The sequence below is a fragment of the Amycolatopsis sp. M39 genome (genome assembly GCF_001651785.1).
GTDB lineage: Bacteria > Actinomycetota > Actinomycetes > Mycobacteriales > Pseudonocardiaceae > Amycolatopsis > Amycolatopsis rubida.
This window is the reverse complement of sequence record NZ_LWSF01000026.1, coordinates 1-25,488: the sequence shown is the minus strand read 5'-3', so window position 1 is coordinate 25,488 and position 25,488 is coordinate 1. Positions and strand designations below refer to the sequence as shown.

At 68.9% G+C, this 25,488-nt stretch carries 21 protein-coding genes and 1 pseudogene; 2 read left to right on the top strand and 20 right to left on the bottom strand.

Going from position 1 to position 25,488, the window contains the following annotated elements; translation table 11 throughout:
- Window positions 1-37 precede the first annotated feature (37 nt).
- From hisD to A4R44_RS36535, 4 genes are all read right to left on the bottom strand, one after another.
- On the bottom strand, window positions 38-1,345 hold the full coding sequence (hisD, locus tag A4R44_RS36550) for a histidinol dehydrogenase (protein WP_067591282.1): 1,308 nt from the start codon (window positions 1,343-1,345) through the stop codon (window positions 38-40).
- 46 nt (window positions 1,346-1,391) lie between these two features.
- Window positions 1,392-2,390, bottom strand: a complete 999-nt coding sequence (locus A4R44_RS36545; protein WP_067591279.1) for an APC family permease — start codon at window positions 2,388-2,390, stop codon at window positions 1,392-1,394.
- Between the two features lie 758 nt (window positions 2,391-3,148).
- Window positions 3,149-4,651: a CoA-acylating methylmalonate-semialdehyde dehydrogenase gene (locus A4R44_RS36540; RefSeq protein ID WP_067591276.1), complete on the bottom strand. Its 1,503-nt coding sequence runs from the start codon at window positions 4,649-4,651 to the stop codon at window positions 3,149-3,151.
- 37 nt (window positions 4,652-4,688) lie between these two features.
- Window positions 4,689-5,849, bottom strand: coding sequence for an iron-containing alcohol dehydrogenase (locus A4R44_RS36535; protein WP_067591273.1), 1,161 nt, complete (start codon window positions 5,847-5,849; stop codon window positions 4,689-4,691).
- Window positions 5,850-5,970: 121 nt separating this feature from the next.
- On the opposite strand from A4R44_RS36535, the gene A4R44_RS36530 reads away from it, so the two are divergent.
- Window positions 5,971-6,882, top strand: coding sequence for a LysR family transcriptional regulator (locus A4R44_RS36530; RefSeq protein ID WP_067591268.1), 912 nt, complete (start codon window positions 5,971-5,973; stop codon window positions 6,880-6,882).
- Between the two features lie 666 nt (window positions 6,883-7,548).
- Here the strand turns inward: A4R44_RS36530 and A4R44_RS36520 are convergent.
- The 16 genes and pseudogenes from A4R44_RS36520 to A4R44_RS36445 all read right to left on the bottom strand — a co-directional run bounded on the left by A4R44_RS36520 (window position 7,549) and on the right by A4R44_RS36445 (window position 23,893).
- Window positions 7,549-8,971, bottom strand: a pseudogene (locus A4R44_RS36520) (aldehyde dehydrogenase).
- A gap of 13 nt (window positions 8,972-8,984) precedes the next feature.
- Window positions 8,985-9,659: a cysteine hydrolase family protein gene (locus A4R44_RS36515; RefSeq protein WP_093574761.1), complete on the bottom strand. Its 675-nt coding sequence runs from the start codon at window positions 9,657-9,659 to the stop codon at window positions 8,985-8,987.
- Between the two features lie 12 nt (window positions 9,660-9,671).
- A complete protein-coding gene (locus A4R44_RS36510; RefSeq protein WP_198545571.1) occupies window positions 9,672-10,472 on the bottom strand; it encodes an SDR family NAD(P)-dependent oxidoreductase in 801 nt (266 codons plus the stop codon).
- A complete protein-coding gene (locus A4R44_RS36505; RefSeq protein WP_067591260.1) occupies window positions 10,472-11,602 on the bottom strand; it encodes an NDMA-dependent alcohol dehydrogenase in 1,131 nt (376 codons plus the stop codon). The genes A4R44_RS36510 and A4R44_RS36505 overlap by 1 nt, the downstream gene beginning before the upstream one ends.
- The gene (locus tag A4R44_RS36500) at window positions 11,599-12,459 is read right to left on the bottom strand and encodes an alpha/beta hydrolase (RefSeq protein ID WP_067591257.1); all 861 of its coding nucleotides are present in this window, start codon (window positions 12,457-12,459) and stop codon (window positions 11,599-11,601) included. The genes A4R44_RS36505 and A4R44_RS36500 overlap by 4 nt, the downstream gene beginning before the upstream one ends.
- Before the next feature lie 2 nt (window positions 12,460-12,461).
- Window positions 12,462-13,337, bottom strand: coding sequence for an MBL fold metallo-hydrolase (locus A4R44_RS36495; protein ID WP_067591255.1), 876 nt, complete (start codon window positions 13,335-13,337; stop codon window positions 12,462-12,464).
- A gap of 17 nt (window positions 13,338-13,354) precedes the next feature.
- A complete protein-coding gene (locus A4R44_RS36490) occupies window positions 13,355-14,476 on the bottom strand; it encodes an NDMA-dependent alcohol dehydrogenase (protein ID WP_067591252.1) in 1,122 nt (373 codons plus the stop codon).
- A 187-nt stretch (window positions 14,477-14,663) separates the two neighbouring features.
- The gene (locus A4R44_RS36485) at window positions 14,664-15,599 is read right to left on the bottom strand and encodes a LysR family transcriptional regulator (protein WP_067591249.1); all 936 of its coding nucleotides are present in this window, start codon (window positions 15,597-15,599) and stop codon (window positions 14,664-14,666) included.
- Window positions 15,600-15,611: 12 nt separating this feature from the next.
- Entirely contained in the window at window positions 15,612-16,964 is a 1,353-nt protein-coding gene (locus A4R44_RS36480; protein ID WP_067591246.1) for a phenylacetate--CoA ligase family protein, read from the bottom strand.
- A 30-nt stretch (window positions 16,965-16,994) separates the two neighbouring features.
- Window positions 16,995-18,143: a CaiB/BaiF CoA-transferase family protein gene (locus A4R44_RS36475; RefSeq protein WP_067591243.1), complete on the bottom strand. Its 1,149-nt coding sequence runs from the start codon at window positions 18,141-18,143 to the stop codon at window positions 16,995-16,997.
- Window positions 18,133-19,341 (bottom strand): CaiB/BaiF CoA-transferase family protein, encoded by a 1,209-nt coding sequence (locus A4R44_RS36470; RefSeq protein ID WP_067591240.1) that lies wholly within the window; start codon window positions 19,339-19,341, stop codon window positions 18,133-18,135. Before A4R44_RS36470 ends, A4R44_RS36475 begins: the two co-directional genes overlap by 11 nt.
- Before the next feature lies 1 nt (window position 19,342).
- Window positions 19,343-19,750 (bottom strand): Zn-ribbon domain-containing OB-fold protein, encoded by a 408-nt coding sequence (locus tag A4R44_RS36465; protein ID WP_067591237.1) that lies wholly within the window; start codon window positions 19,748-19,750, stop codon window positions 19,343-19,345.
- Window positions 19,750-20,976: a thiolase family protein gene (locus A4R44_RS36460; RefSeq protein ID WP_198545570.1), complete on the bottom strand. Its 1,227-nt coding sequence runs from the start codon at window positions 20,974-20,976 to the stop codon at window positions 19,750-19,752. Before A4R44_RS36460 ends, A4R44_RS36465 begins: the two co-directional genes overlap by 1 nt.
- Window positions 20,973-21,479 carry a MaoC/PaaZ C-terminal domain-containing protein gene (locus tag A4R44_RS36455; RefSeq protein ID WP_067591235.1) on the bottom strand — a complete coding sequence of 169 codons (507 nt, stop codon included), beginning with the start codon at window positions 21,477-21,479 and terminating at the stop codon, window positions 20,973-20,975. The genes A4R44_RS36460 and A4R44_RS36455 overlap by 4 nt, the downstream gene beginning before the upstream one ends.
- A gap of 24 nt (window positions 21,480-21,503) precedes the next feature.
- Window positions 21,504-22,655, bottom strand: a complete 1,152-nt coding sequence (locus A4R44_RS36450; RefSeq protein WP_067591232.1) for an acyl-CoA dehydrogenase family protein — start codon at window positions 22,653-22,655, stop codon at window positions 21,504-21,506.
- A gap of 32 nt (window positions 22,656-22,687) precedes the next feature.
- Window positions 22,688-23,893 carry a CaiB/BaiF CoA-transferase family protein gene (locus A4R44_RS36445; RefSeq protein WP_095213839.1) on the bottom strand — a complete coding sequence of 402 codons (1,206 nt, stop codon included), beginning with the start codon at window positions 23,891-23,893 and terminating at the stop codon, window positions 22,688-22,690.
- Between the two features lie 177 nt (window positions 23,894-24,070).
- Between A4R44_RS36445 and A4R44_RS36440 the strand changes: the two genes are divergently transcribed.
- A complete protein-coding gene (locus A4R44_RS36440; RefSeq protein ID WP_067591229.1) occupies window positions 24,071-25,417 on the top strand; it encodes an MFS transporter in 1,347 nt (448 codons plus the stop codon).
- Window positions 25,418-25,488 lie beyond the last annotated feature (71 nt).

Genomic DNA, 25,488 nt, shown 5'->3' with positions numbered 1-25,488 from the left:
GATTCTGCGCATCCGCGCTGAGCACGGTCCGGCGGCGTCAACGCAACCCGGCCGTCCACTCAGGCCACTCGCCGGTCACCCGCGCGGCACGGATGTCGCCGGACCGGGCGTGTCCCTCGAAGCGTTCGGCGCGCGCCGCTCGTCCGAGGAGCTTACCCAGCCGGGCGCTGGCTTCGTCGGACCGGATCTCCTGGAACGTCACCGTCTTCAGGTACTTTCCGACCCACAATCCGCCGGTGTACCGGGCGGCACGGCGCGTCGGGAGCACGTGGTTCGTCCCGATGACCTTGTCCCCATAGGACACTGCGGTCCGGTCGCCGAGGAAGAGCGCACCGTAATCCGTCAGCCGCTCCAGCGCCAGGCGAGGTTCGTTCGTGAGCACCTGGACGTGCTCGCTGGCGTACTCGTCGGAGATCCGGAATGCCTCGTCCAGGTCCTCGGCGACGATGACCTCCCCGACGTTCTCCCACGCCGCGCCCGCGATCTCCGCGGTCGGCAGCACCTTCAGCTGCCGTTCGATCTGGTCGAGCACCGCGTGCGCGTTGTCCTCGGAGGTCGTCACGTACACGGCCGGGGAATCCGGGCCGTGCTCCGCCTGGCTCAGGAGGTCCACCGCGGCGACGAACGGATCCGTGGTCTCGTCGCCGAGGATGAGCACCTCGGTCGGACCGGCGAACAGGTCGATGCCCACGCGGCCGAACAGCTGTCGCTTGGCGTCGGCGACGTAGGCGTTGCCCGGCCCGGCGATCACGTCGACCGGAGCGATCGTTTCAGTGCCGACCGCGAGGGCAGCGATCGCCTGGACGCCGCCGAGCAGGTAGATCTCGTCGGCGCCGGCGAGGTGGATCGCCGCGATGCTCGCGGCCGGGATCTCTCCGTCCGGCGCGGGCGTGGCGGCGATGACCCGCTGCACGCCGGCGACCTTGGCCGTCACGATCGTCATGTGTGCCGAGGCGAGCAGCGGATACCGGCCGCCCGGCACGTACGCGCCGACGGATCCGACCGGAATGTTGCGCTGGCCGAGGAAAACGCCGGGCTCGACCTCCGCTTCGAACTCGGTCAGCGACGCGAGCTGCAGCCGGGCGAACCGTTCGACGTTGCGCTGGACGGTGCGGATGTCGTCCAGGGTCTGCGGGTCTACCTGGGCGACGCACGCCTGGATCTGCTCGTCGCTCAGGCGGAACGACTCCGGGGAGAACCGGTCGAACCGCTCGGAGTACTCGCTCAGCGCGGCGTCGCCGCGCTCTTCGATGTCGGAGATCACGTCGCTGACGGTCTGGGCGACGGAGGCCGCCGCGTCACCGCTCTGCGCGACAGTTTGCTTGCGGCCCTTGAGATGGAACACGACGATGAACCTTTCTAGCCGAATGAGGCAGAGCCCGACGGATGCCTCAAACCTCTTCCTGGACAGGGGACGGGAGCGCTTCGACGGTGAGCTGGCTGCCGACGTCGTCCCCTTCGGCGCTGCCGATCCGCGCGTACGCCGCGGGCCGCGTCCGCCGCCACCGGTTTCCCAGCACGATCCCGACGACGAGGATCACCGCCAGCAGCAGCTGTTGTCCGACGGCCAGCCACTGGGGACCGCCGATGGACATCGCGTAGAAGACCGAGCTGAGGACCAGCAGGAGAAGCAGGCCCAGGAAACCGAGCGCGGGCGCGACGACGGTGTTCCACACGCGCTCCCGGTGGGTGATCAGCCGGAAGTACCGGAGCACGGCGAGCGTGGTCAGCAGGAACAGGACCAGCAGGCTGAAGGTGCCCAGCGCGAACATCGAGGAGTACATCGTGACCGGGTCCAGGCGGGAGGCCAGGAACGGGATCGAGACGAGAACGACCGCCCCGGTCGCGAACGCGGACGCCTTCGCGGGCGAGCCGTGCTTGCGGTGCGGTTTGCCGAGGAACGCGGGCATGATGCCGTCGCGTCCGAGGGAGAAAAGATAGCGGGACAACGCGTTGTGCGTCGAGAGCGCGCCCGCGAACACGCTCGACACGACGAGCACCGTCATGATCTGGGTGAAGGTCGAGCCCATGTAGTAGCGGAAGCCGCCGGTGAACAGCTGGGTGGGATCGGCCGCTCCGGCGGCCACGACCTTGCCCGGGCTCCAGAACGTCACGAGCGCCCATGAGGTCAGGACGTAGAAGGTGCCGAGGCCGATGATCGCCAGGTAGGTCGCGCGGGGAATGGTGCGGTCGGGATTGCGCACTTCTTCGCGGTAGATCGCCGACGACTCGAAGCCCATGAAGCAGGCGATGGCGAAGAGGACCGCGACGCCGAGATCGCCGGAGAAGACCTGGGTGGGGTGGAAGGAGTCGAGCTGGTAGCCGTGCGGTCCGCCGCTGAAGAGGACCGGCAGGTTGAAGAGCATGACCAGGACGACCTCGACCGCCATCAGGACGGCGAGCANCGGCGAGCACCTTTCCGGAGATCTCGACGTTGAAGTGCCCCAGCGCGGTGATGATGACGCAGCACACGACGGCCCAGATCCACCACGGGACGTTCGGGAGCCCGAACTGGGTCAGCACGTTCTGCACCGACACCCCGAAGAAGGCGTAGCTGCCGACCATCAGCACCAGGTAGGTGAAGGCGGCGAGGAAGCCCGCGCCGAGGCCGACCGGCCTGGTCAGGCCGGCGGTGATGTAGGTATAGAACGCGCCTGCCCTGGGGAGGTTGCGGGTCATCGTGGTGAACCCGACCGCGAAGAGCAGGAAGATCAGGCCGACGAAGATGTAGATCGTCGGCGAGCCGATGCCGTTGCCGCGAGTGATGCCCAGCGGCAGCACGCCCACGACGTTGCCGATCGGCGCCGACATGGCCAGCACGGTGAAGGCCAGCTGGATCGTGCCCATAGTGCCGCGAAGCCGGCCGGTGCGTTCCGGGGCCTGCTGCGCGCGACCGTCGGAGACGAAGCCCGCGTCGGGTGCGGAGTGCGCCTCGTCGCGCCTCCCGGTAAGACTCATGCCAGTGCCTTTCGTGCCAGTTGCGAGAGAGGAGCGGTCTTCTCTCCGTCATACGATCACCCAGAACAAGTTGATCGTATGCAAATTCCAACTTCCCCCTAGTGAAGCCTATGGAAGCTCGCGACACAAGCCCATCGGGTGAACCGGTGCCGACTCCCGGCCGGGGTCGGCGCCGGCCGGGAGGGAACCCTCAGTTCTCGGGAAAGCCCAGGTTGAGGCCGCCGTGCGACGGATCGAGCCAGCGGCTGGTGATGGCCTTGATCTGGGTGTAGAACCGCACTCCCTCGGCTCCGTGCGCCTTGGTGTCTCCGAAGAGGGAGTCCTTCCAGCCGCCGAAGCTGAAAGTGGCGACCGGGACGGGGATCGGCACGTTGATGCCGATCATGCCGACCTCGATGTCCTTCTGGAAACGTCGCGCAGCCCCGCCGTCGTTGGTGAAAACGGCGGTGCCGTTGCCGAACGCCGACGAGTTGATCAAGTCCACTCCGGCTTCGTACGACGGCACGCGGACCACGGCGAGCACCGGCCCGAAGATCTCGTCGGTGTACACGGGTGAGGTGACCGGCACCCGGTCGATCAGGGTGGGGCCGAGCCAGAACCCGTTCGCGTCGCCGTCCGGTTTCACCTCGCGGCCGTCGACCACCACCGTCGCCCCGTCCGCGGTCGCGACGTCGATGTAGGACGCGACCTTGTCGCGGTGTTCGCGAGTGACCAGCGGGCCCATGTCGCAGCCGCGGCGGCCGTCGCCGGTGCGCAGCGTCTTGATCCGCTCGACGATCTTCGCGATCAGGTCGTCCGCGACCGGTTCCACCGCCACGACGACGGAAATCGCCATGCACCGTTCGCCCGCCGAGCCGAAGCCGGCGTTGACCGCCGAGTCGGCGGTGAGGTCGAGATCGGCGTCGGGAAGGACGAGCATGTGGTTCTTCGCCCCGCCGAGCGCCTGGACCCGCTTGCCGTTCGCGGTGCCGTTTTCGTAGACATAGCGGGCGATCGGCGTGGAGCCGACGAAGCTGATCGCCTTGACGTCGGGATGTTCCAGCAGTCCGTCGACGGCCTCCTTGTCGCCGTTGAGGACGGTGAAGACACCGTCCGGCAGACCGGCTTCCTTCCACAGCTTCGCGATCCAGAGCGCTGCCGACGGGTCCTTCTCCGACGGCTTGAGCACGACGGTGTTCCCGGCCGCGATCGCGATCGGGAAGAACCAGGCCGGGACCATCGCCGGGAAGTTGAACGGCGAGATGATGCCGACCACGCCGAGCGGGTGCCGGGTCGAGTAGACGTCGACGTCGGTGGACACCTGCTCGGAGAACTCGCCCTTCAGGTGGTGCGCCAGCCCGGTCGCGAATTCGACCACCTCCTGGCCCCGGGTGATCTCGCCCAGCGCGTCGGAGAGCACCTTGCCGTGCTCAGCGGTGATGATCTCGGCCAGTTCGCCCTTCCGTGTTTCGAGCAGTTCGCGGAACTTGAACAGCACCGCCTGCCGACGGGCCAGCGAAAGCCTGCTCCACGCCGGGAAAGCGGCCTTGGCACTGGCCACCGCGGCGTTGACGTCGTCCTTGTCCGCGAGCACGATCCGCTTGGTTTCGACGCCGAGCGCGGGGTCGAACACCGGAGCGGTGCGTCCGCTGGCGGAGGGGTGTTCGGCCCCGTCGATCCAGTGCGGGACCAGGGCGGGAGCGGATTCGGGCATGTTCGGTTCTCCTTTTGTGCGATACGGGGGAATGTGCTCAGGCGTAGACGGCGGCGTAGAGCTGCTCGATCTCCTCGGCGGTCGGCACCCTCGGGTTGTTTCCAGGCGAGCCGGAGGCCAGCGCCTGCTCAGCCATGACAGGGACCAGCGCGTCCCACTCCTGTCGGTCGACGCCCCGGCCGGCCGGAGTGGGCACCTCCAGGTCCTGCGCGAGCCGGCGCAGCTCGCGCACGAGCGCCTCGGCGGCTGCGGCGTCGGAGTCGTCGTCGGTGGCGACCCCCAATGTGCGGGCGCACGTCGCGTATCGCTCCTCGGCTGCGGTGACGGAGAAAGCGGTGACCTCGGCGAACAACATGGCGTTGGCCATGCCGTGCGCGATGTGGAAATGCGCGCCCAGCGGACGGCTCATGCCGTGGACGAGCGCGACGCTCGAATTCGAAAACGCGATCCCTGCCAGCGTCGCCGCGGTCATCAGCTCTTCCCGGGCCCGCACGTCGGCACCGTCGGCGTACGCCGGCCGGAGCCAGCGGCCGATCCGTGAAATCGCCGAGAGTGCGAACGTGTCCGAAACCGCGTTCGCCTTCTTGCTCACGTACGCCTCGATGGCGTGGGTCAGCGCGTCGATCCCGGTGTCCGCGGTGAGCCGGGGCGGCATCGACATCGTCAGCTCGTAGTCCACGATCGCCGCGGACGGCAGGTACGCCCGTCCGGCGCACAGCATCTTTTCGCCGGATTCGCTGTCGGTGATGATCGTGAACATCGTGGCCTCGGAACCGGTTCCCGCAGTCGTCGGGACCGCGACCACCGGGAGCGCCTCGCCGTCGTAGCGGTACGGAGCCTTCAGCTCCCGCATCGGCCCTTCCCGGACCGCAAGCACCGCAAGCGCTTTGGCGGTGTCGATCGGGCTCCCGCCGCCGACCGCGACAATGCTGTCGGCGTCGTGCGCGCGGACCGCGGAGAGTCCGTCCACAAGGGACTCAGTGGTGGGGTCGGGGATGGTGCCGGCGAAGATCTCGACGTCCGCGCCCGAACCTCGCAGCCGCTCGGCCACCCGGTCCGCCAGCCCGGACGAAGCCAGAAACCCGTCCGTGACGACGAGCGGGCGGCGCGCGCCCAACGACGCCACGAGCGCGCCCACGGTGTCGACGCTGCCGGCGCCGATGCGGAGAACAGGAGAAATGTGGATGTCAACGCTCATCAGGAAACCTTCGTGTCGGCCGTCGGGGTGCCTGCTCCGTGCGGCCCTAACCTCTCCTGCAGAACTGCACCCGTCAACGGCCAAATTTGCAGTCGAGCCTGCACTATTGCAGACTCCGCGGATGGACATCGAGAATCTCCGGTACCTGCTCGAGGTCGCGCGTGCGAGCAGGCTGCGAGACGCCGCCGTCCGGCTGAAGGTCGACGAGACCACGGTTTCGCGGCGCATCAGACGTCTCGAAAAAGAACTCGGCACACGGCTGTTCGACCGCCACCCGCACGGTTGGAGGCTCACCGAGCCCGGACGGCTCCTGTTTCCCCATGCGGAGGCCATCGAGCTGAGCATGTCGCGCGCGCTGGAAGCGGTGACGTCGCGTTCCGGCGAACTGACCGGGACAGCGCGGATCCTGGCCCCGGACGGTTTCGGCGCCTACGTCCTCGTACCCCACTTGCAGTCCCTTGTAGACGCTCACCCGCACCTGGACTTGGAAGTCCTGACCGCGACGACCCACGACATCATCACCGCGCGCGACTTCGACGTCGCGATCACCTTGGAACGCCCGACCCCGCGAGCCGCGTCCGTCCGGCACCTCGCCGACTACGAGCTGCGCTTCTACGCTTCCCCCGGCTATCTCGAACGGCAAGGTCGGCCAGAGACCGTGGAACAGCTCCGCGACAGCCACGAACTCGTCTGGTACATCGATGCCGTCCTCGACGTGCAACCGTTGCGAATACTGGAAGATCTCGTGCCGCGCGCACACGCCAGGATTCAGACCAACAACATCTCCGGCCACCATGCGGCCGCCCGCGCGGGACTCGGCATCGTGCCCTTGCCGACCTACATCGGCGCGGACGACCCTCAGCTCGACGAAGTCCTCCCGGAGAAACTCCGCGCCCGGCGCTCCTACTGGATCACCACCCCGCGCGACCTCACGTCGCTGGCACGGGTCCGCGAGGTCGTCCTCGCGATCGACCGAATCGTCCGGTCGCACCCGCGGCTGAGCGGGCCGTCCGCAGCTGCGGACCGCCGTTGAACAGGACCGGCCGGCCCCCGACTGTGCAGACGAATCGGTGGTCGCGGAGCCCGTCCGGCCACGCCACCAGGCCGAGTCCGGCCGCGGCGGCCCGGGCGGCTGGATCAGCATGGGCACCGCTGAAGAAACCGGCCGGGGCGGCGACAACCGGGCGTTCGGCTCGGACCGCTACCGATCCGAGGCGCCGTCTCGTAGGAACCGAACAAACTGGTAGGCACCGGGGCCCTCGTAGTGCTCCTTGCCGATGCCCAGGTACGGGTCCTGATTCGCGCCTCGCCGAACTGGTCCTCGGTGACCTCCTGCCGTTCGCTGTTCACGATGTGCCCTCTGCGTGTCAGCCAGACCTCGAGCCCGTCCCGGTCGATTCGGGTGCGCGACGACGATCGCGGGGTAGGTCCCGGACTCGTCGAAGTCCGGTGGGAAGTGGAGATCCGCCGCGATGTCCCAGTACATGTCGCGGTTGCGGAACTCGACGTGCTCGACGGCGCCGGTGGCCATCAAGCCCTCCTCTGTCAGGGCCGGGGCGTTTCCCCGGTCTGCCATCCACACTCGCCGATGACGCGCGGCCGTACCAGTTCGCGTTCTTTCCCAGGAAGGATCTGTCCCTGGATCCATGCGCGAGTCCTGATGCGCCGCCGCAAGCGGGTTTCGTTGGTCCCCGAGCCCTCAGGCGCGGAAGATCGTCTTCTGCTCCAGGTACGGGTCCAGCGCTCCGGGCCCCAGTTCCCGGCCCACGCCGCTGTTTTTCACCCCGCCGAACGGAGCCTCCATCGGGAACGACGCGCTGTTCACGCCGATGGTTCCGGTGACCACCCGGCGGGCGAGGTCCGTCGCGCGTTCGCGGTCCGGCGAGAACACTCCCCCGCCGAGTCCGTACTCCGAATCGTTCGCGACGGCCACCGCCTCGGCGTCGTCGATGTACGGGATCACCACGAGCACCGGTCCGAAGATCTCCTCGCGGGCGATCCGCATGTCGTTGGTGACGTCGCGAAACACCGTCGGCTCCACGTAGTACCCGCGCGGGAACCGCGCCGGGCGACCTCCGCCGAGCACGATCTTCGCGCCCTCCGCCCGGCCCAATTCCACATAGGTCTCGACTCGCTCCCGCTGGCGCTGCGAGACCAGCGGCCCGAACAGGCTGGCCGGATCCGCCGGGTCGCCCAGCGGGATCTCCGCCATCGCCGCGCGCACCGCGTCCACCACCTCGTCGTAGCGCGATCGCGGGGCCAGCACCCGGGTGAGCGAACGGCAGACCTGCCCGGTGTTCGGCGAACACGCGGTAGCCACGAAGGGTTTGAAGGCGTCCAGGTCGACGTCGTCGAGCAGGATCGCGGCGGACTTCCCGCCCAGTTCCAGCGTGACCCGCTTGAGGTCGCGACCGCAGCGTTCCGCGATCGCCTTGCCCGCCACGGTGGACCCGGTGAACGCGACCTTCCGCACCAGCTGATGCTTCACCAGCGCGGCGCCGGTTTCCCTCCCGCCGGTCACCACGTTCAGCACCCCGGCCGGAACGCCCGCCTCGGCCGCGACGTCCGCGAACAGGAAAGCGTCCAACGAGGTCTCCGGAGCCGGTTTGACCACAGTGGTGCAGCCTGCCGCGAGCGCGGGGCCGAACTTCCACGCCAGCAACGGCTGCGGGCCGTTCCAGGGGGTAACCGCGCCCACGACCCCGCGGCTCCCGTCGGACGAACGCATCGCCCACCGACGCGGCGACCGGTTCCTCCACCGCGAGTTTCTCCGCGAGCGTCGCGAAGTACCGGTAGTTCAGCGGAACTTGCGTCTGCATCGCCGTCGACAGGCTGATCGGGGTGCCGTTCTGCCGGGTGACGAGCGCCGACATCTCCGGAATGCGCCGCTCGAAAGCATCGGCTAGACGGCGCAGGGTCGCGGCGCGCTCAGCGGGTTCGGTAGCCGCCCAGGCACTCCCGGCCTCAGCGGCAGCCCGCACAGCGGCGTCCACATCGGTCGCGTCTCCGTCGGCGATCGAGGCGAACGTTTCCCCGGTGGCCGGGTTCACGACGGGGATCCTGCCTGCGGAATGGGACCGCACGGAGGACCCGCCGATGTGGTGGTCGTGCCGGTCGAGCATGCGAAGACTCTCCTTAACTCGTTTCGAAAGCGCCGGCCGCCTCGGTCGCGGTAACCGGTCGTGCCAGGTATCCGCCGATCAGCCGCTCGGCCGCGGCTTGGTCAGCGGCGGTCGAGGCGGCCGTGCAGTCGGTCAGCAGGTACTGCTGGTAGCCGAGGTCGAACCCGCCCGCGGCGGTGAGCAGGACGCACCGGTCGGTCACTACGCCCGCGTACAGCACCGTCCGCACGCCGAGGTTCCGCAGCACCTGGTCGAGATCCGAGCTGCCGAACGCACCCGAGCCGGACTTCGTGACCACCAGGTCGCCCGGCGCGTGAAGGCCGTCGAGAGGTTCCGCGGCCCAGTTTCCTTCCCACGCCTGCGCCGCCCGCACATACGCCCGCAACGCCGGGACGATGTCCGCGCAATCCGCCGCCCGGCTGGCCAGTCTCGAATGGACGATCGCCGCGCCCGCGTCCCGGGCCGCGGCCAGCACCCGCGACAGTGCCGGGAGCACGACGTTCTCGCACCGCGCGGTCTTGTAGTCCCCGGAAGCCACCCGCGCGCTGAACCCGTCGCGATGCGCCTGCCAGTTGATCAGGTCGACCAGCACCACCGCCGTGCTTTTCGGGGTGAAATCCGCCCACGGGTCAGCGAGGTCGAACGCGCGGGAGTTGTACCAGCGCCCGCTCAGCGCGTCCGGCAGCATCACGGGACCTCCTCAGTGGACGGTGAGGCCGCCGGTCGGGCTGGCGACCAGGCCAGTCAGATACCGGGACTCTCCGGAAGCCAGAAACGCGACGACGTCGCCGATGTCCTCCGGGGCCGCGACGCCCAGCGGACTGCGTTCGATGATCTTCTCGTACTGCTTGCGGTGCCGGTCGCTCACCGCGTCTTCCGCTTCGAACGCGGCTGTCCACGACGGCGAGTCGCGGACCACGGTCACGCACACGCAGTTGACCCGGATCCGGTCGCGCGCAAGCTCTTTCGACAGCACCTTGCTCGCCATGATCAAGCCGCCGGAGAAGGTGGCGATGGCGGTCTGGCCGGGCGTCGGAACCCGGCCGCCCTCGGAGGTCACGAAGACGACGCTGCCACCGCCGCGCGCCCGCAGGTACGGGACGGCAGCCTGCACGACGTTGAGTTTCGCCGCGACGGCCGCACCGATGAACGCGGTGACGCGTTCCAGGTCGATGTCGGCGAACGGCCCGCGCACCGCGGTGGTGCGGGCCTCGTCGTCGTTGCCGCCCGCGCTGGGCACGACGATGTCGATGCCGCCGAACCGCTCCGCCGTGCCGGCGGCTACCGCGGCCATGTCCGTTGCGGACCGGACGTCTCCCGCCGCGAAATGGCCCTTGCCGTCCAGTTCGGCCAGCACGGGCTCGGCTTTGCGTTCGTCCCGGCCGTTCAGCACGACCGTCGCCCCAGCGGCGGCCAGCCGACGCGCCACGCCGCGGCCGATTCCGCCGGTGCCGCCGGTGCCGCCGGTGATCAGGGCGACTTTTCCGTCCAATGTGGTCATCAGGCCCCTCCGTGCCGGTTCGCGAAACTCACCACTCCGCGCACATTCAGCCCGTTGTGCAGGTCCGCGTACGCTTCGTTGACCTGTTCGAGGTCGTAGGTCCGGGTGATCAGTTCCTCCAGTTTCAGCGAGCCGTTCCGGTACAGGTCCAGCAGCAGCGGGATCTCCCGGGCCGGGCCGCCCATTCCGTAGAGCGCGCCCTGGATCCGCTTTTCCGACATGGTGAATTCGAGCAGCGGCACCGGAATCCCGACGAGGTCGTGCTTCGCCGCACTGGTCACCACGAGCGTGCCTCCCTTGCGGATCGCCGCGTACGCCTGCGCGAGATGCTCGGCGGCGAGCACGCCGACGCACACAATCGCCGAGTCCGCGCCCTGGCCGTTGGTCAGCGAACGGGCTCGTTCGGTCGCCTCGCCGATATCCGTGAACGCCTCCGTGGCCCCGAGTTTCAGCGCGAGTTCGCGCTTCATCGCCAGCGGGTCGACTGCGAGGACGTGCTCCGCCCCGACGTAGCGCGCGCCCTGTACCGCGTTCATTCCGATGCCGCCGGTGCCCATCACGATCACCACGTCCCCGGCGTCGATCCCGGCCGCGCGCACCGCGGAGCCCCAGCCGGTCGGCACCGCGCAGCCGACGATCGCGGCGACCTCGAACGGGACGTCGCGGCGGATCGGCGTCGCGGACACCTCGGGGATGACAGTCCATTCGGAAAACGTCGAGACACAGGCGTTCTGTGCCACGCCGCGGCCGCCGGCGCGCATCCGGAACGTGCCGTCGAGCTGGGTGCCGACGGTGATCAGCGCCCCGTTGTCGCACAGGTTCTGCCGCCCGGCCACGCACATCCGGCAATGCCCGCACGCCGGGATGAACGACGTCACGATGTGGTCGCCCGGCGCGACCCGAGTGACGCCCGGGCCGACCTCGCGGACGATGCCGGCTCCCTCGTGGCCGCCGCAGGCCGGATAGGAATGGAACGGGATGTCGCCCTGGGCAAAGTGGTCGTCGGAGTGGCACAGGCCGGACGCCATCATCTGCACGAGGACTTCGCCCGCCCTCGGCGGATCCAGATCGACCTCGCGCACGTCCCACGTGCCCGGCGCTTCCCACAGCAGCGCGGCGGTTGTCTTCATGAAGCACCTCCGGGGTAGCAGGCACGCAGGAAACTCCGGTACGCGTCGGCCATTCCGGTGCTGTGCGATTCGCCCGGGATCAGCTCGGTGCTGACGCGCAGACCCGGCAGCGGCCGCTCGGTCACCACGTCGAGGAAGCGCAGGAACTCGATCGCCAGATGCCGGTAGAACTTGCTCGGACCAAGCATTTCGTACGCGTTGACGGTCAGGTGCAGGAACGTTTCCCGGGGCAGCCGGTGCAGGTTTTCGTAGCGTTCGTAGATGCGGCTGTCCGGCACAACCACTCCGGGGCTGCTGGCGCCGAACCGGGTGAAGAGGGCGGAACCCGCGGTCAAGGCGAACAGGGTGAACAGACCGCCGTAGGAGTAGCCGAACAGCCCGACATCGCCGGAGCGGAACCGGTAGCGGGACTCGATCTCCGGGTGCAGCTCGGTCTCCAGGAACGCGAGGAAGCTGTCCGCGCGAGCGTTCTTCTGCTGCGCGAAGAACTCGTCGCACACCGATTCCGGCACCGCGCCCGAGTCGACGCCGAGCCGACCTCGGATGTGCGCGCGCATGAAGACCGGCACGCCCTCGCCCGGCGGAACCAGGTCGCGGTTGCGCAAGACCAGCTGGTTCGGCGCGTCTTCCGCGACATACCCGACGTTCACCTGGACATACGGCTCGACCGGGCACGCCTGCTGCCGGTCAGTGAGCGCGCCGCGCAGGCCTTCGGTGAGCGGCGCGACGATATTGCCGTCCGTGGCGTACACCAGCGGCCAATCCCCGCCGCGGTCGTAACCACGAGGGAGAAAAACGCTCACCGCGAACCGGGCGCCGACCGCGGCGGAGTCGATCTCGAAGTACTCGGCGGGCATCGTCACGACACGCCCTGGGACGCGAGCGAGGTCCACGTCCGGCGGGAGCGGCCGCGCAGCACCCGGCCGAATGCCGAGCCGGTGAGATGGCATTGCGCGGCAACGGTGTCCGGGTCGCCTTCCAGTTCGCCCAGGATCCGGGCGCGAGTCTTTTTGCCCAATTCCGCGTCCACCTCGAAGACCAGCGAGACCTCGTTGTCGGCGAGCTGCACCGGGCAGTGCAGGACGTCGCCGAGGAGCAACGCGCGGTCTTGCCCGGACGAAACGACCAGCGAACAGTGCCCCGGGGTGTGCCCGGGCGTCGCGACGACCGAGATGCCGGGCGCGATGACGCTGCCGTCCGAAACCGCGTCGATCCGGCCTTCGAGCGGAGCCAGCACCCCGTCCGGGTCGGGGCCGACCGCTGCCATCGGGTTGTCACCCAGGGACTGCCAGTATTCGACTTCGCCTTCGCCGACGAGATGGCGGGCGTTGCCGAAGGTGAGCGCGTCGTTCTGCGCGGTCCAGCCGACGTGGTCGATGTGCATGTGCGTGTAGAAGACCGTGTCGATGTCTTCGGGAGCCAAGCCTTCCTCGCGGAGGCTGGTGAGCAGCTGTCCGGAGCGGAACACGCCGTCCGCGGCGGGGAAGTCGACGGTGTGGTCGCCGAACCCCAGGTCGACGAGGATCTTGCGGTCGCCCGTGCGGATCAGGAACGTGCCGAGGGACAGCAGGAGCTTGCCGTCGGCGTCGAAGAGTTCCCGGTGCGCGTTCCACAGCTCCGGGGTGCCGGCCGGGAACAGCGCGGTCTCCGAGACGCTGGCCTCACCGTCGGGCAGGTAGGTGACGCTGATGTCGCCGACCGAGATCGTTTCCCGGGGCGGTGCTTCTGCGGACATCGTTGTCCTTTCGGTCGTCAGGCGGAGTGGACGATGACGCCGCGGAGGTTCCGGCCCGCTTTCAGGTCGTCGAAACCGGCGGCGACCTCGTCGAGGGCGTAGCGGGTGGTGATCAGTTCGTCGAGCTTCAGCACGCCCTGGCGGTACATCTCCAGCTGCGCCGGGATGTCCGCGGTCGGCGAACTCGCGCCGAACAGCGAACCTTGCAGACGCTTTTGGTAGAGGACCAGCTCGTGCAGGTTGAAATCGCCGTCGCGGACGAAGGTCTCCCCCAGCCCGACCGCGACGCACGTGCCCGCTTTGCGGACCGCGGCGAGCCCCTGGCCGAGGTGCCGCCCGGCCACGACGCCGATGGTGACGATCGCCGAATCGGCCCCCTGCCCGTTGGTCATCGACCGGGCCAGTTCGGTGGCCTCGGCCATGTCCGCGACCGCGTGGGTCGCGCCGAGCTTCAGCGCGGATTCCCGTTTGAACGCAATGGGATCGACCGCGATCACCGCGGCGGCGCCGGCGTGCGCGGCACCCTGGACGGCGTTGATCCCGATGCCGCCGATGCCCATCACGATCACGACGTGCCCGGGGCGGACCGCAGCGGAGTTGACCGCCGCGCCCCATCCGGTGCCGACGCCGCAGCCGGTCAGGCACGCGACGTCGAGCGGGATGTCCGGATCGATCTTGACCACCGACGCGGTGGAGACGGTGGTGTGCTCGCAGTAGGTGGAGAGCCCGGCCATCTGGCCGACCGGCCGCCCGTCGAGCGACAGCCGGAACGACGTCGGATCGTCCGGTCGCGCGCCGGTGCCGAGCGAGGCGCCGAGGTCGCAGAGGTTCTGCAGGCCGCGGGCGCAGAACCGGCACCGGCCGCAGACCGGGAGGAACGAGAACACGACGTGGTCGCCTTCGGCGAACCCCGGTGTGCCGGGCCCGACCGCTTCGACGATTCCGGCCCCTTCGTGCCCGCCGGCGAACGGGAGGATCGGCGGGGTCTGGTCGCCGGTGGCGAAGTGGTCGTCGGAGTGGCACAGGCCGCTGGCGACCATCCGCACCCGCAGCTCGCCCGGCCGCGGGTCCTCGACCTGCAGCTCCACGACCTCGTACCGGCCCGGCGTTTCCCGCAGCACCGCTGCGCGGGTCAGCACCCGACCACCGCACCCCGATGTGCGTTCATCGTTTTCGGCCTCCTATTTCCGGCAGCACGGAACAGCGCTCACCGCGCCCGATAACCTCAGATGATTTCTTTCCGCGTTTTCGATGCTAGCCGGAGCACACGACGGGAATCAATTCGAAATCTCCGAATCGGCAATTCGGCCAACGGAAACCGGGCCCTCAGCCGCCCACCGGAGGCTCGTCCACGGGCCGGTCCAGCAGCTGCTCGATCAGCGCCCGGCACGCCGGGCCCGGACGGCGGCCCGCGGCGGTGGCGAGGTGGATCTTCCGTTCCGCCCACGGTTCGGCGAGCTCGACTACCGCCACCCGATCGAGGAACTCCCGCGGCACCATGCATTCCGGCTGCGCCGCGACCCCGAGCCCGGCCTGGACCAGGCTCAGCGCGACCTCGCCGCTGCGCACGCTGAACGCCGGTTCGAACTCCTCGCCCAGCCGGCGCGCCGCGGCCCGGAACGCGCCCGCCATCGGGCCCACCGCGATCAGGGGTTCCGGCAGCAGCTCCGCGAACGTCACGCTCAGCCGGTCGGCGAACCGGTGCCCGCGCGGCAACGCCACCACGATCCGGTCCCGGCGGTACGGCGTCACGTCCACGCCGGTCAGGTCGAGTTCGTGCGCCGCGGCGAACACGCCGAGATCCGCTTCGCCGCGCGCGACCTCCCGCACGATTTCCTTGTTTTCGATTTCGTGGACGATCAACCGGACCTGCGGGTATTGCCGGTAGAATTCACCGAGTTCCCGCGCGAGAAACGGCGCGAAGATCGACCGTGCCGACGCGATAGTCAAATCTCCCTGCATTCCCTCGGTGAACGCCGCGATTTCCGACCGGATGTCCTCCAGACTGCCGAAGATCTTGCGCACGTGCCGCGCCAGCACCGCGCCCGCGGGCGTCGGCACCACGCCGCGCGGGCCGCGGTCCAGCAGTTCGATGCCGGCGATGGCCTCCAGGTCGTGGATCCGTTTCGTCGCCGTCGAGGCCGAGACGTTCTCCCGGATCGCGGCCAGCCCGATCTGCTTCTCCTCGACCGCGGACAGGAACAGCCGCAGGGTCAGGAGGTCGACCTGCCGGATCAGGTGCAGCCTGTTGAACGCGCTCACGCTCTACCTCTATCACGCGGTCTGCGCGGGCACCCGTTCGACGAGAGCGACTTTCACGTGGTCAGGGCGCTTCAACGAGCCGTCCGGGACCAGCGTGACGGCGGTTTTCACGTTCAGCGCGGACCGGATCCGGCTTTCCAGGGACGTCCGGAGTTCAGCCTGTTTCCCGGACGGGAGCCCGGCCGCGTGTTCGACCACGAGCGGCAGCGGCTGCTGCGTCGAATGCCCCTCGAAGTCCGCGCGGATCCGCATCTCGCCGGTGGCGGCCGGGGCCAGCTCCGCCACCAACTGCTTGATCGCCGACGGGAACACGTTGATCCCGCGGACGATCAGCATGTCGTCGGTCCTCCCGATGCACCGCACCGTGTATCCGGTCCTCCCGCACGCGCAGTCCGTGCCGGTCACGATCACGTGGTCGCGTGTGCGGAACCGCACCAGCGGCGACGCCTGCCTGCGCAGCGCGGTGTACACCAGCTCGCCCTGTGCGCCCTCGACCGGAGCGATCCGCTCGCCGGTGTCGGGGTCGATGAGTTCGGCGACCATGAGGTCCGGCGACAGGAAGTGCATTCCGTTCGCGGCCTCGCATTCGCCCCAGTAGGTGCAGGCGATGTCGGTGCCGCCGAGCATTTCCCGCGAGGTCGCGCCCCACAGCGATTCCAGCTTCTCCCGCACCGCGGGCAGCCCGCCGCCGGGTTCGCCGCCGACGCTGATCGCACGTACTCCCAGCTCCCGGGCGTCGAGACCGACGATCGACGGGGCCTGTCCGGCGAGGTAGGCGAGGAAGTACGGCGTCCCGATGAGCGCGTTCGGCCGCTGGTCCGCCTGCACCCGCAGCAGCCGCTCCGCGCCCGCCTCGGCGCCGATCGGGATGTCCACGATCCCCATGTGCTGCAGGATCTGCACCACCGGCAATCCGCCGACGAAGCCTTTGCTCATCCCGAACGCGTGCAGCAGCCGGTCGCCGGGCCGGAACCCGTTCGCGTACAGCGCCCGCGCGCCCAGCTCGCACCAGGTTTCGATGTCGCCGCGGGTCAGCCCGACATACGACGGGCTGCCCGTGGTCCCCGAGGAGGCCTGGATCTGCACGATCTCGTCCGGGTTCGCCGCCACGTGCGCCCCCAGCGGGGGTGCGGCGGCCAGGCTTTCGCGCAGCTCCTGCTTCTCCGTGAACGGCAACCGGGCCAGGTCCTCGGCCGTCCGCACCTTCGCCAGGTCGATTCCGGCGAACTTCTCCTGGTAGAACACGCTGCGCGCAGCCACATACGCCACCTGCTCCCGCAACCGCTCGTCCTGTACCGCCCGAGCCTCGCTGTCGGTCGCGGACTCGATCGCGCTCCACTGCTTTTCCGAATACGGCGCAGCCATGACACTTTCCACTTCTGTCCGGGGACGGGGTCAGGCCCGGGTCGGCAGCACCGAGCCGAGCAGGTCGTTGTCCGCGCCGATCGGGCGGACCGCGGGCAGCGGCGGCGGGCGCCTGCCGTCGAAGGACAAGGGCAGCCCGACGACGCCGATCTCGCCCTCGTCGGCCGCGCCGATGATGCCGAGTTCGCGGGTCTGCTCGTGGCTGACCAGCTCCGGGGTCGTCTGCACCGGCGCGCACGGGATCCCGGCCGCTCGCAGCCGGTCCTGCCATTGCGCGCGGGTGCCGGTCGCGATCCGCTCGCCGATCAGCCGATCGATTTCGGCGCGGTTCTCCAGCCTCGCGGCGTTCGTCGCGAACCTCGGTTCGTCCGCCCATTCCGGGTGCCCGAGCGCCGCGGTCAGCCGGGCGAACAGCGCGTCGTTGGCGCAGCTGATGATCAGTGCGCCGTCCGAAGCCGCGAACGCGCGGTGCGGGACGATGAACGCCACGCCGGACCCGTGCCTGCTGCCGGGGTAGCCGTCGGCCGCATAGCCGGCGATGCCGACCGAGTTCCACGCGATCGCCGTCTCCAGCAGCGACGCGTCCACCGCGGCGCCGGTGTGCTTCACGTGCCGCCGGTTGAGCGCCGCGAGGATGCCGATCACCGCCCACATCCCGGTCCCGAAATCCACAATGGACACCCCGGCGCGCACCGGGCCGCCGTCGTGCTCCCCGGTGATGTCCATGATCCCGGAGAACGCCTGCATCAGCGGGTCGTAACCGGGCAGTTCGCGCAGCGGCCCGGCCTTGCCGAACGCGCCGATCTCGCAGTGCACGAGTTCCGGCTTGGTCACCCGCAGGCTCTCCGCGTCGAGGCCGTACTTGGCCGCGCTGCCGGGCCGCAGGTTGTGCAGGAACACGTCGGCGCGCTCGGCGATCAGCCGGTGCAGCGTGGCGAGCTGCTCGCGGTCCTTGATGTCGAGGCGCAGGTAGCGGCGGCCCCGGTTGAGCGCGTGGAACGCCGCCCCGTCGCCCTTCCATTCGCTCGGTCCCCAGCCGCGCGCGGAGTCGCCGGCCGGCCGCTCCACCTTCCACACCTCGGCGCCGAGTTCGGCCAGGATCTTGCCCGCGAACGGTGCCGACGCGCTGTCGCTCAGCTCCACCACGACGATCCCGCTCAGGGGAAGCTCACGCGTCATCGCGCACTCCAATTCCGGCCGCGCCCGCTTCGCGCAGCGCGCCCGCGTCGTCCTCGCCGAATCCGTACTCCCGCAGCAGTTCGGCCGAATGCTCGCCCAGCCGAGGCGCGGGGTACCGCAGCTCAGGAGCGCTTTCGCTCCACTGCTGCGGGATGCCGATGGTGCGCAGCCGCCCCTCTGAGGGGTGGTCCTGCTCGGCGAAGAACCCGATGTCGCTCATGTGCGGATCGCTCAGCAGCGTCTCCGGCGTGTTCATCCGGATCACCGGGATGTCCGCCTCGGTGAGCACCTTCAGCCACTCGCCGGTGGACCGGGTGGCGAACACCTCGGCCAGGAACGCGTACAGCTCGCCGATGTTCTCGGTCCGGCCGTGGATGTCGGCGAACCGCGGATCCTCCGCCAGATCCGCGCGGCCGACCGCGGCGAAGAACCGCTGCCAATGCCGGGTGGTGTAGATGTTGACGCCCAGGTAGCCGTCCAGAGTCCGATACGGGCGGCGGTCCGCGTTCAGCATCCGGGCGTAGCCCCAGTCCCCGATCGGCGGCACGAAGGTGTGCCCGTAGAGGTGGTCGCCCATCGCGAAATGCGCGAACGTCTCGAACATCGGCACCTGCACCTCCTGCCCGTGCCCGGTGCGCTCGCGGTGGAACAGCGCCGCGGTCACCGCGTTCGAGGCGGCCATGCCGACGACCCGGTCGGCGATCGCGGTGGCGACGTACTCCGGTTCGCCCTGTCCGCGGCTCTGCAGCACGGGCATCCCGACCGCGGCCTGGATCAGGTCGTCATACGCCGGTTTGCTCGCGTACGGACCGTTCTGGCCGAATCCGAAGCAGCCGCAGTACACCAGCCGCGGATTGATCTCGCGAGCGTCCGCATAGGACAGTCCGAGCCGGTGCATCGCGGCCGGACGCAGGCTGTGCAGCAGCACGTCGGCCGAGCGCATCATGCGCACGAGCGCGTCGCGGCCGTCCGGATGCTTCAGATCGAGCACGAGGCTGCGTTTGTTCCGGTTCAGGTGCAGGAAAATCGCGGCCATCCCGGGATTTCGCCGCGGGCCGACGCCGCGGGTGGTGTCCCCTTCCGGGGACTCCACCTTCGCGACGTCGGCACCGAGATCCGCGAGCAACAGGGACGCGTACGGCCCCATGAAGTTCGAGGTCAGGTCCAGGATCCGCACACCGTCGAGCGGGCCTGCCATGTCATTCCTCCGTTGCCGGGGCGAACACCGGGAGCGTCTGCTCGCCGCGCCGCACGAAGCGGACCTCGACCGGCATGCCGATCTCGACCTTGTCCGGTTCCGCTTCGATCTGCGTGAACAGCTGGTAGCCCTCCGCCAGCTCGACGAACCCGACCGTGTAAGGCACGATCGCGGCCCACACCGGCGTCGGACCGCGCGTGATCGTGCTGTAGGACCACACCGTGCCGCGACCTCGCGACTCTTCCCAGTCCAGCGATCGCGCCGAGCAGTGCGGGCAGTACGAGTGCGCGGGCCACACGACCTCGCTGCACGAACCGCAGCGCTGATAGGTGAGCCGTTCCTCGCCGAGCGCCGTCCAGTACGGTTCGGCGTCCGGCAGCCGGTACGGCTGCGGCCAGTCTTCGCTCATTACGGCCTCCCAGCGTCGTTGCCGGACAACACCATCACGCCCGCCGCGGCAAGCATTCCGCCCGCGCCCTGCACCAGCACTGTGCGCGGCTTCCGCTTCGGTGCCAGCCCCAGCGCGGTGCCGCGCAGCTGCCGGACCGCCTCGACCAGACTGTCCATGTTGCACGAGATCCCCGGCTGCCCGAAAGAGAGCCAGCCGCCGTTGGTGTCGGTCGGCAGGTCGCCGTCGACGCCGGTGCGGCCTTCGCGGTACACGTCGATGCCGTGGCCCTTCTTCGCGAAACCCAGGTCCTCCAGGACGATCGGGCCCATGTGCGCGAAGTTCACCGACAGCTGCAGCATGTCCACATCGGACGGAGTGAGCCCGGACCGGGTGAACGCCTGGCGCGCGGCCTCGACAGTCGCGGTGTGCGTGAGATTCGGGAACTCGCCCAGCCCGGCGAACCGGCCTGACCGCATGTTCATCCGGTCGGTGAGGTACTCGTGCGTGGTCGCCGACCCGTAGCCCCGCACCCACACCGGGTCGCGGGCTTCCTTCGCGCGTTCGGGCGAGGCGACCACCAGCGCGCCGCCGGTGCCGCCGCCCCAGGTGGAGCACATCCACCGGCGCAGCGGCGTGGCGACGTACGGCGAGGAGAGCACCTTCTCGCGGTCGATCTCGCCGTGCTTGCGCTTCGCCGCGTGCGGATGCCGCGCGCCCCACCGCTGGTTGGCGATGGCGACGTCGGCGAGATCTTCTTCGGTCAGCCCGTATTCGTGGAAGTACCGGTGCGCGGCCTGCGCGTACAGCGACGGGATGGTCGGGCCGTAGGGCACCTCGTACTGCGGGTCCGAATCCGCTTCGGAGCCCATCGCCACGGCGTCCACGAACAATTCGGTCGCGTCGCTCTGCACGCACAGCACGTACTCCGCCGCACCGGCCGCGATCATCTGCGACGCCACCGCGATGGTCGAGGTCAGCCCGGCACCGTGCAGAGTGATCTCGCTGTTCAGCGTGACCGGCATCTGCAGGTGCGAGATGAAGATGTTGCTCCACTGGGACCGTTTGTCCGCCCACGGCGAGCGTCCGGTGAACACGGCGTCCACCTGGTGCTTGCCGATCCCGGCGTCGGCCAGCGCGGCCATCGTCGCCTCGGTGGCCAGCTGCAATGGGTCTTTCCGGTCGGCCTTCGACGCGTACGCGTCGCCCATCCCGACGATCGCGGCGACCGGTTCCCCCGCGCTCACTTCTTCTCCGGCTGCTTCTCCGTCGGCAGGGACGCCGCCAGCAGCGCTTCGAGGTCCTCGCGGCGGCGCAGCATCAGCAGGCTCCACTCGCTGCGCTGCACCACGTAGCCGTCCTGGTTGAGCGCCTTCATCAAGAACGTGGTGACGCCGTACTTGTCGTCCTTTTCCTTCTTCGCGGTGACCTCTGCGGTCACGTAGATCGTGTCGTCGATCGCGACCGGCTTGAGGTAGCGCAGGTTGTCGATCCCGTAGTTCGCCTGGATCGACGGGCCGAACTGGATCAGCCCAGTCATGATCGAGTACGTCAGCGAGCCCTGCACCAGCCGCTTCCCGAACCGGGTCTGCCCGGCGTAGTGCTTGTTGGAGTGGATCTCGATCCAGTTGCCGGTGAGCGCGCAGTAGTTGACGACGTCGGCCTCGGTGATCGTCCGCCCGCCGGTGCGGAAGGTCTGACCGACCTCCAGCTCGTCGAAGGGCAGGTCGACGCGGTTGTTGATCCCCATTGATCTTCTCTCCTCAGAACAGGTTCAGGCGGGCAGGCGCATCGACTTCGCGATGATCGTGCGCTGGATCTGGGAGGTGCCGCCGCCGATCGTCGACTGGATGCTTTCGCGCAGGTAGCGCTCCATGTCGCCCTCGGGCAGGTTCGCGTAGCCGCCCAGGATCTGCATGCCGTCGAGCGCGCACTGCTTCAGGGTTTCCGAGCCGTACAGCTTGGCCATCGACGTCTCGCGGGCGGCCGGCAGGTTGTCCGCCTTCATCCGCGCCGCGCGGTAGCAGAGCAGCCGGGCGGCGTCGACGCGCGTCTGGTTCTCCGCGAGCATGTGCTTGAGCACCTGGAAATCGCGGATCGGCTTGCCGAACTGGGTGCGCTGGTGGGCGTACCGGTTGGCGTTGTCCACCGCCTCCTGCGCGTTGCCGGTGTAGGCCGCGGCGACCGCGCAGCGTTCCAGCTCAAGGTGCTCGGTGATGATTTTCCAGCCCTGGCCGACCTCGCCGAGCAGCGCGTCCGCGGGCACCCGGACCTCGTCAAGGAAGATTTCGGTGGTGCCGGTCGCGTGCCGGGACAGCGTCGGCAGCTTGCGGATGTCCAGGCCCGGGGTGTCGTTCGGGATCAGCAGCACGGACAGGCCGTTGTGCTTGTCGTTCTTGTCGGTGCGGACCAGCATCGCGATGACGGTGTCCTTCGCCGCCGCGCCACTGCACCAGAGCTTCGAGCCGCTGACGATCCAGTCGCCGTTCTCGTCCTGGCGCGCGTGGGTCTTGGTGTTGGCCGCGTCCGAACCGGCGTCCGGCTCGGAGATCGAGACGGAGAACCGGATCTCGCCGTCGATGAACGGTTTGACGTAGCGCGCCTTCTGCTCGGCGGTGCCGTACTTGATGATGTTCATCGCGGTGAAGGTGGGCACCAGCACCGAGCAGGCGAAGTCGAAGCCGAACTTGCCGAGGCCCTCGGCCATCAGGGAGTAGTCGAAGATGTCCCCGCCGGAGCCGCCCTCGGACTCCGGGATCAGAATGCCGAGCCAGCCCTGCTTCGCGATCTTGGCATACGCCTCGTACGGGTACTGCCGTTCGAAATCGCACTTGCGCACATATTCGACGGTGACCTCGTTGTCCATGAAGTCGTTGACGGTTTTCAGCCACTCGGACTGCGCCTCTTCCAGGAAATTCGCGCACATTTTCTCGTACTCCCATCGCGGTTTCCATCAGATTAATGCGACCGGCCCGGAAAGCCAATTGACGATTCCCGAAGGCGGGATTCGGGTTTTCCGAACCCGGTGCGCAGGGCCGCGGACTCTTCAGCGGAAAAGCCCCAGTCGGCCAGCGCCTCCGCCGCGTGCTCGCCCGGCGCGGCGGGAGGCCGCTGGATCGCTCCCGGCGTACGGCTGAACCGCGGCGCCGGAGCGGGCTGCACGACGCCGTCGACCTCGACGAACGTGCCGCGCGCCCGCAGGTGCGGATGCCTCGGAGCCTCGGCCATCGACAGCACGGGCGCGAGGCAGACATCCTGTCCTTCGGCGAGCGCGCACCATTCGTCCCGCGTCTTCGTCCGGAACACCTCGGCGAAGCGCTTTTTCATCTCCGGCCAATGCTCCCGGTCGTGCTGACCGGGCAGTTCGTCCTCGGCGAAGCCGAGCATCCGGAGGGTATTGCGCCAGAACCGGGTCTCGTTCGCGGCAAGGCTGATCCAGCCGCAGTCGGCGGTCTCGTAGACCTGGTACCAGGGCGCGCCGGAATCGAGGCGGTTCGTGCCACGTTCGTCGGTCCAGTAGCCCGCCGCGCGGAAGCCGTAGAACGCGGTCATCAGCGACGCCGAACCGTCGACCATCGCCGCGTCCACCACCTGGCCCTGGCCGGACGTGCGGCTTTCCAGCAGCGCGGACACCACGCCGAGCGCCAGGTAAAGCGACCCACCGCCGAAGTCGCCGGCCAGGTTCAACGGGATCACCGGCGGACCTCCCGCCTCGCCGATCGAGTGCACGACGCCGGTCAGCGACACGTAGTTGACGTCGTGGCCCGCGGCCCTGGCCAGCGGACCGTCCTGGCCCCAGCCGGTCATCCGGCCGTAGACCAGCGCCGGGTTGACCGCCAGGCACTCGCCCGGCCCGAGCCCCAGCTTCTCCGCGACGCCCGGACGGAACCCCTCGACCAGCGCGTCAGCCTGCCGGACCATCCGCAGCACGGCGGCGACCGCGTCCGGGGTCTTGAGGTCCAACGGCACCCCGCGGCGGCCTCGGTTCATCAGCTCGAAGCGCGGTTCGATCGGCGCGCCGCCATCGTAACCGGGCGGGCGTTCGATCCGCAGCACCTCGGCGCCGAGATCGGCCAGCAGCATGCAGGCGAACGGCGTCGGCCCGACCCCGCCCAGTTCGACGATCCGTACCCCCGCCAGCGGCCCGGAATGCGTGTCTCCCATCCACGGGACGCTACGCGCACGGGCGGAGGAAACCTATTTCGCAAACCCGAAGCAGCGCTTCGAGAACTCCGAATTGATTACCGCGAACGTCCTGCTTACGCTACGGCGACCCCGCTCGGGGCTCTGTTTTGATCATATTTCCCGGTCCGCCGCACCCCATTCGGAGAGGGGCGTTCAATGACGACGCCGAAATCCCCGTCCGCACCGGAACCCGCTGCCCGCGCCCGCTCCGGCCGCCGCGCCGTCGTGGCGAGCATGGTCGGCACCACCGTCGAGTACTACGACTTCCTGGTTTACGGGGTCGCCGCCTCGCTGGTCTTCGGAAAACTGTTCTTCCCGCAGGTCGATCCCGCCGCCGGGGTCCTGCTGTCACTGTCGACGTTCGCGATCGCCTTCGTGATGCGCCCGATCGGCGCGGCGATCTTCGGCAACCTCGGCGACCGCGTCGGCCGCAAACGCGTCCTGTTCCTGACCATGATGCTGATGGGCATAGGCACCTTCGCGATCGGCCTGCTGCCGACCTACCGCACGATCGGCATCCTCGCGCCCATCCTGCTCGTGCTCTGCCGCTTGGTCCAGGGCCTCGCCCTCGGCGGCGAACAGGCGGGCGGTTTCGTGATGAGCGTGGAAAGCTCCGGCGACAACCGCCGCGGCCTGGCCGGCGCGTTCGTCAACTCCGGCGCGGGCTGGGGTCTGCTGCTGGCGAACCTGCTGTTCCTGGTGCTGAACGAACTGCCCGGCGACGCATTCCTCGCCTGGGGCTGGCGCATCCCGTTCCTGCTGAGCGCGGTGCTGGTGCTGGTCGGCCTGTACATCCGGGTCAAGCTCGACGAAAGCCCCGAGTTCGTCCGTGTGGAGAACGCCCCAGCGGTGAAGCGCGTGCCGCTCGTCGACGCGATCAAGCGCGGCTGGCGTCCGATGCTCCTGGTGATGCTGTGCTGCCTCGGCACGCACGTGAATTTCTACGTCGTGACAGTGTATTCGCTGACCTACGGCACCTCGGTGCTGCACCATCCGAAGACGACACTGCTGTCGATGCTGCTCATCGTGACCGCGATGTACATGGTCAGCACCCCGCTGTTCGGCCTGCTCGCCGACCGGTTCGGGCGCAAGCAGGTTTTCGTGGTGTCAGCGATCGCCCTGGTGCTGACGCCGTTCGCGTTCTACCCGCTGCTGGGCAGCGGAAGCTACCTGCCGATGGTGGCCGGTTTCGTGTTGCTGTTCCTGGCGGTCAGCGCGAACTCCGCCGCTGAGCCTACGTTCTTCGCGTTGTCTTTCCCGCCTTCGATCCGGTACAGCGGACTCGCCGTGTCCTACGGGCTGGGCGCGGTGCTCGGCGGCTCGTTCGCCCCGCTGATCTCGGCGGCTTTGTTCAAGTCGAGCGGCAGTTGGACGACTGTCGCGATCTACAACGGCGGAGCCGCACTGATCTCCGTGGTGGCCGGGTTGTTGCTGCGGGAACTCCCCCGGCTGAGCACGAAAACGTCAACAGCACATTCCGGCTCCACCCCGCAGGCCGTTTGACGGCCTCCGGGGCGGAGCCGCCCTAGGGCCTGTCCTCAAAGCCAGATGAGCAGCGTGGCCAGATCGATCAT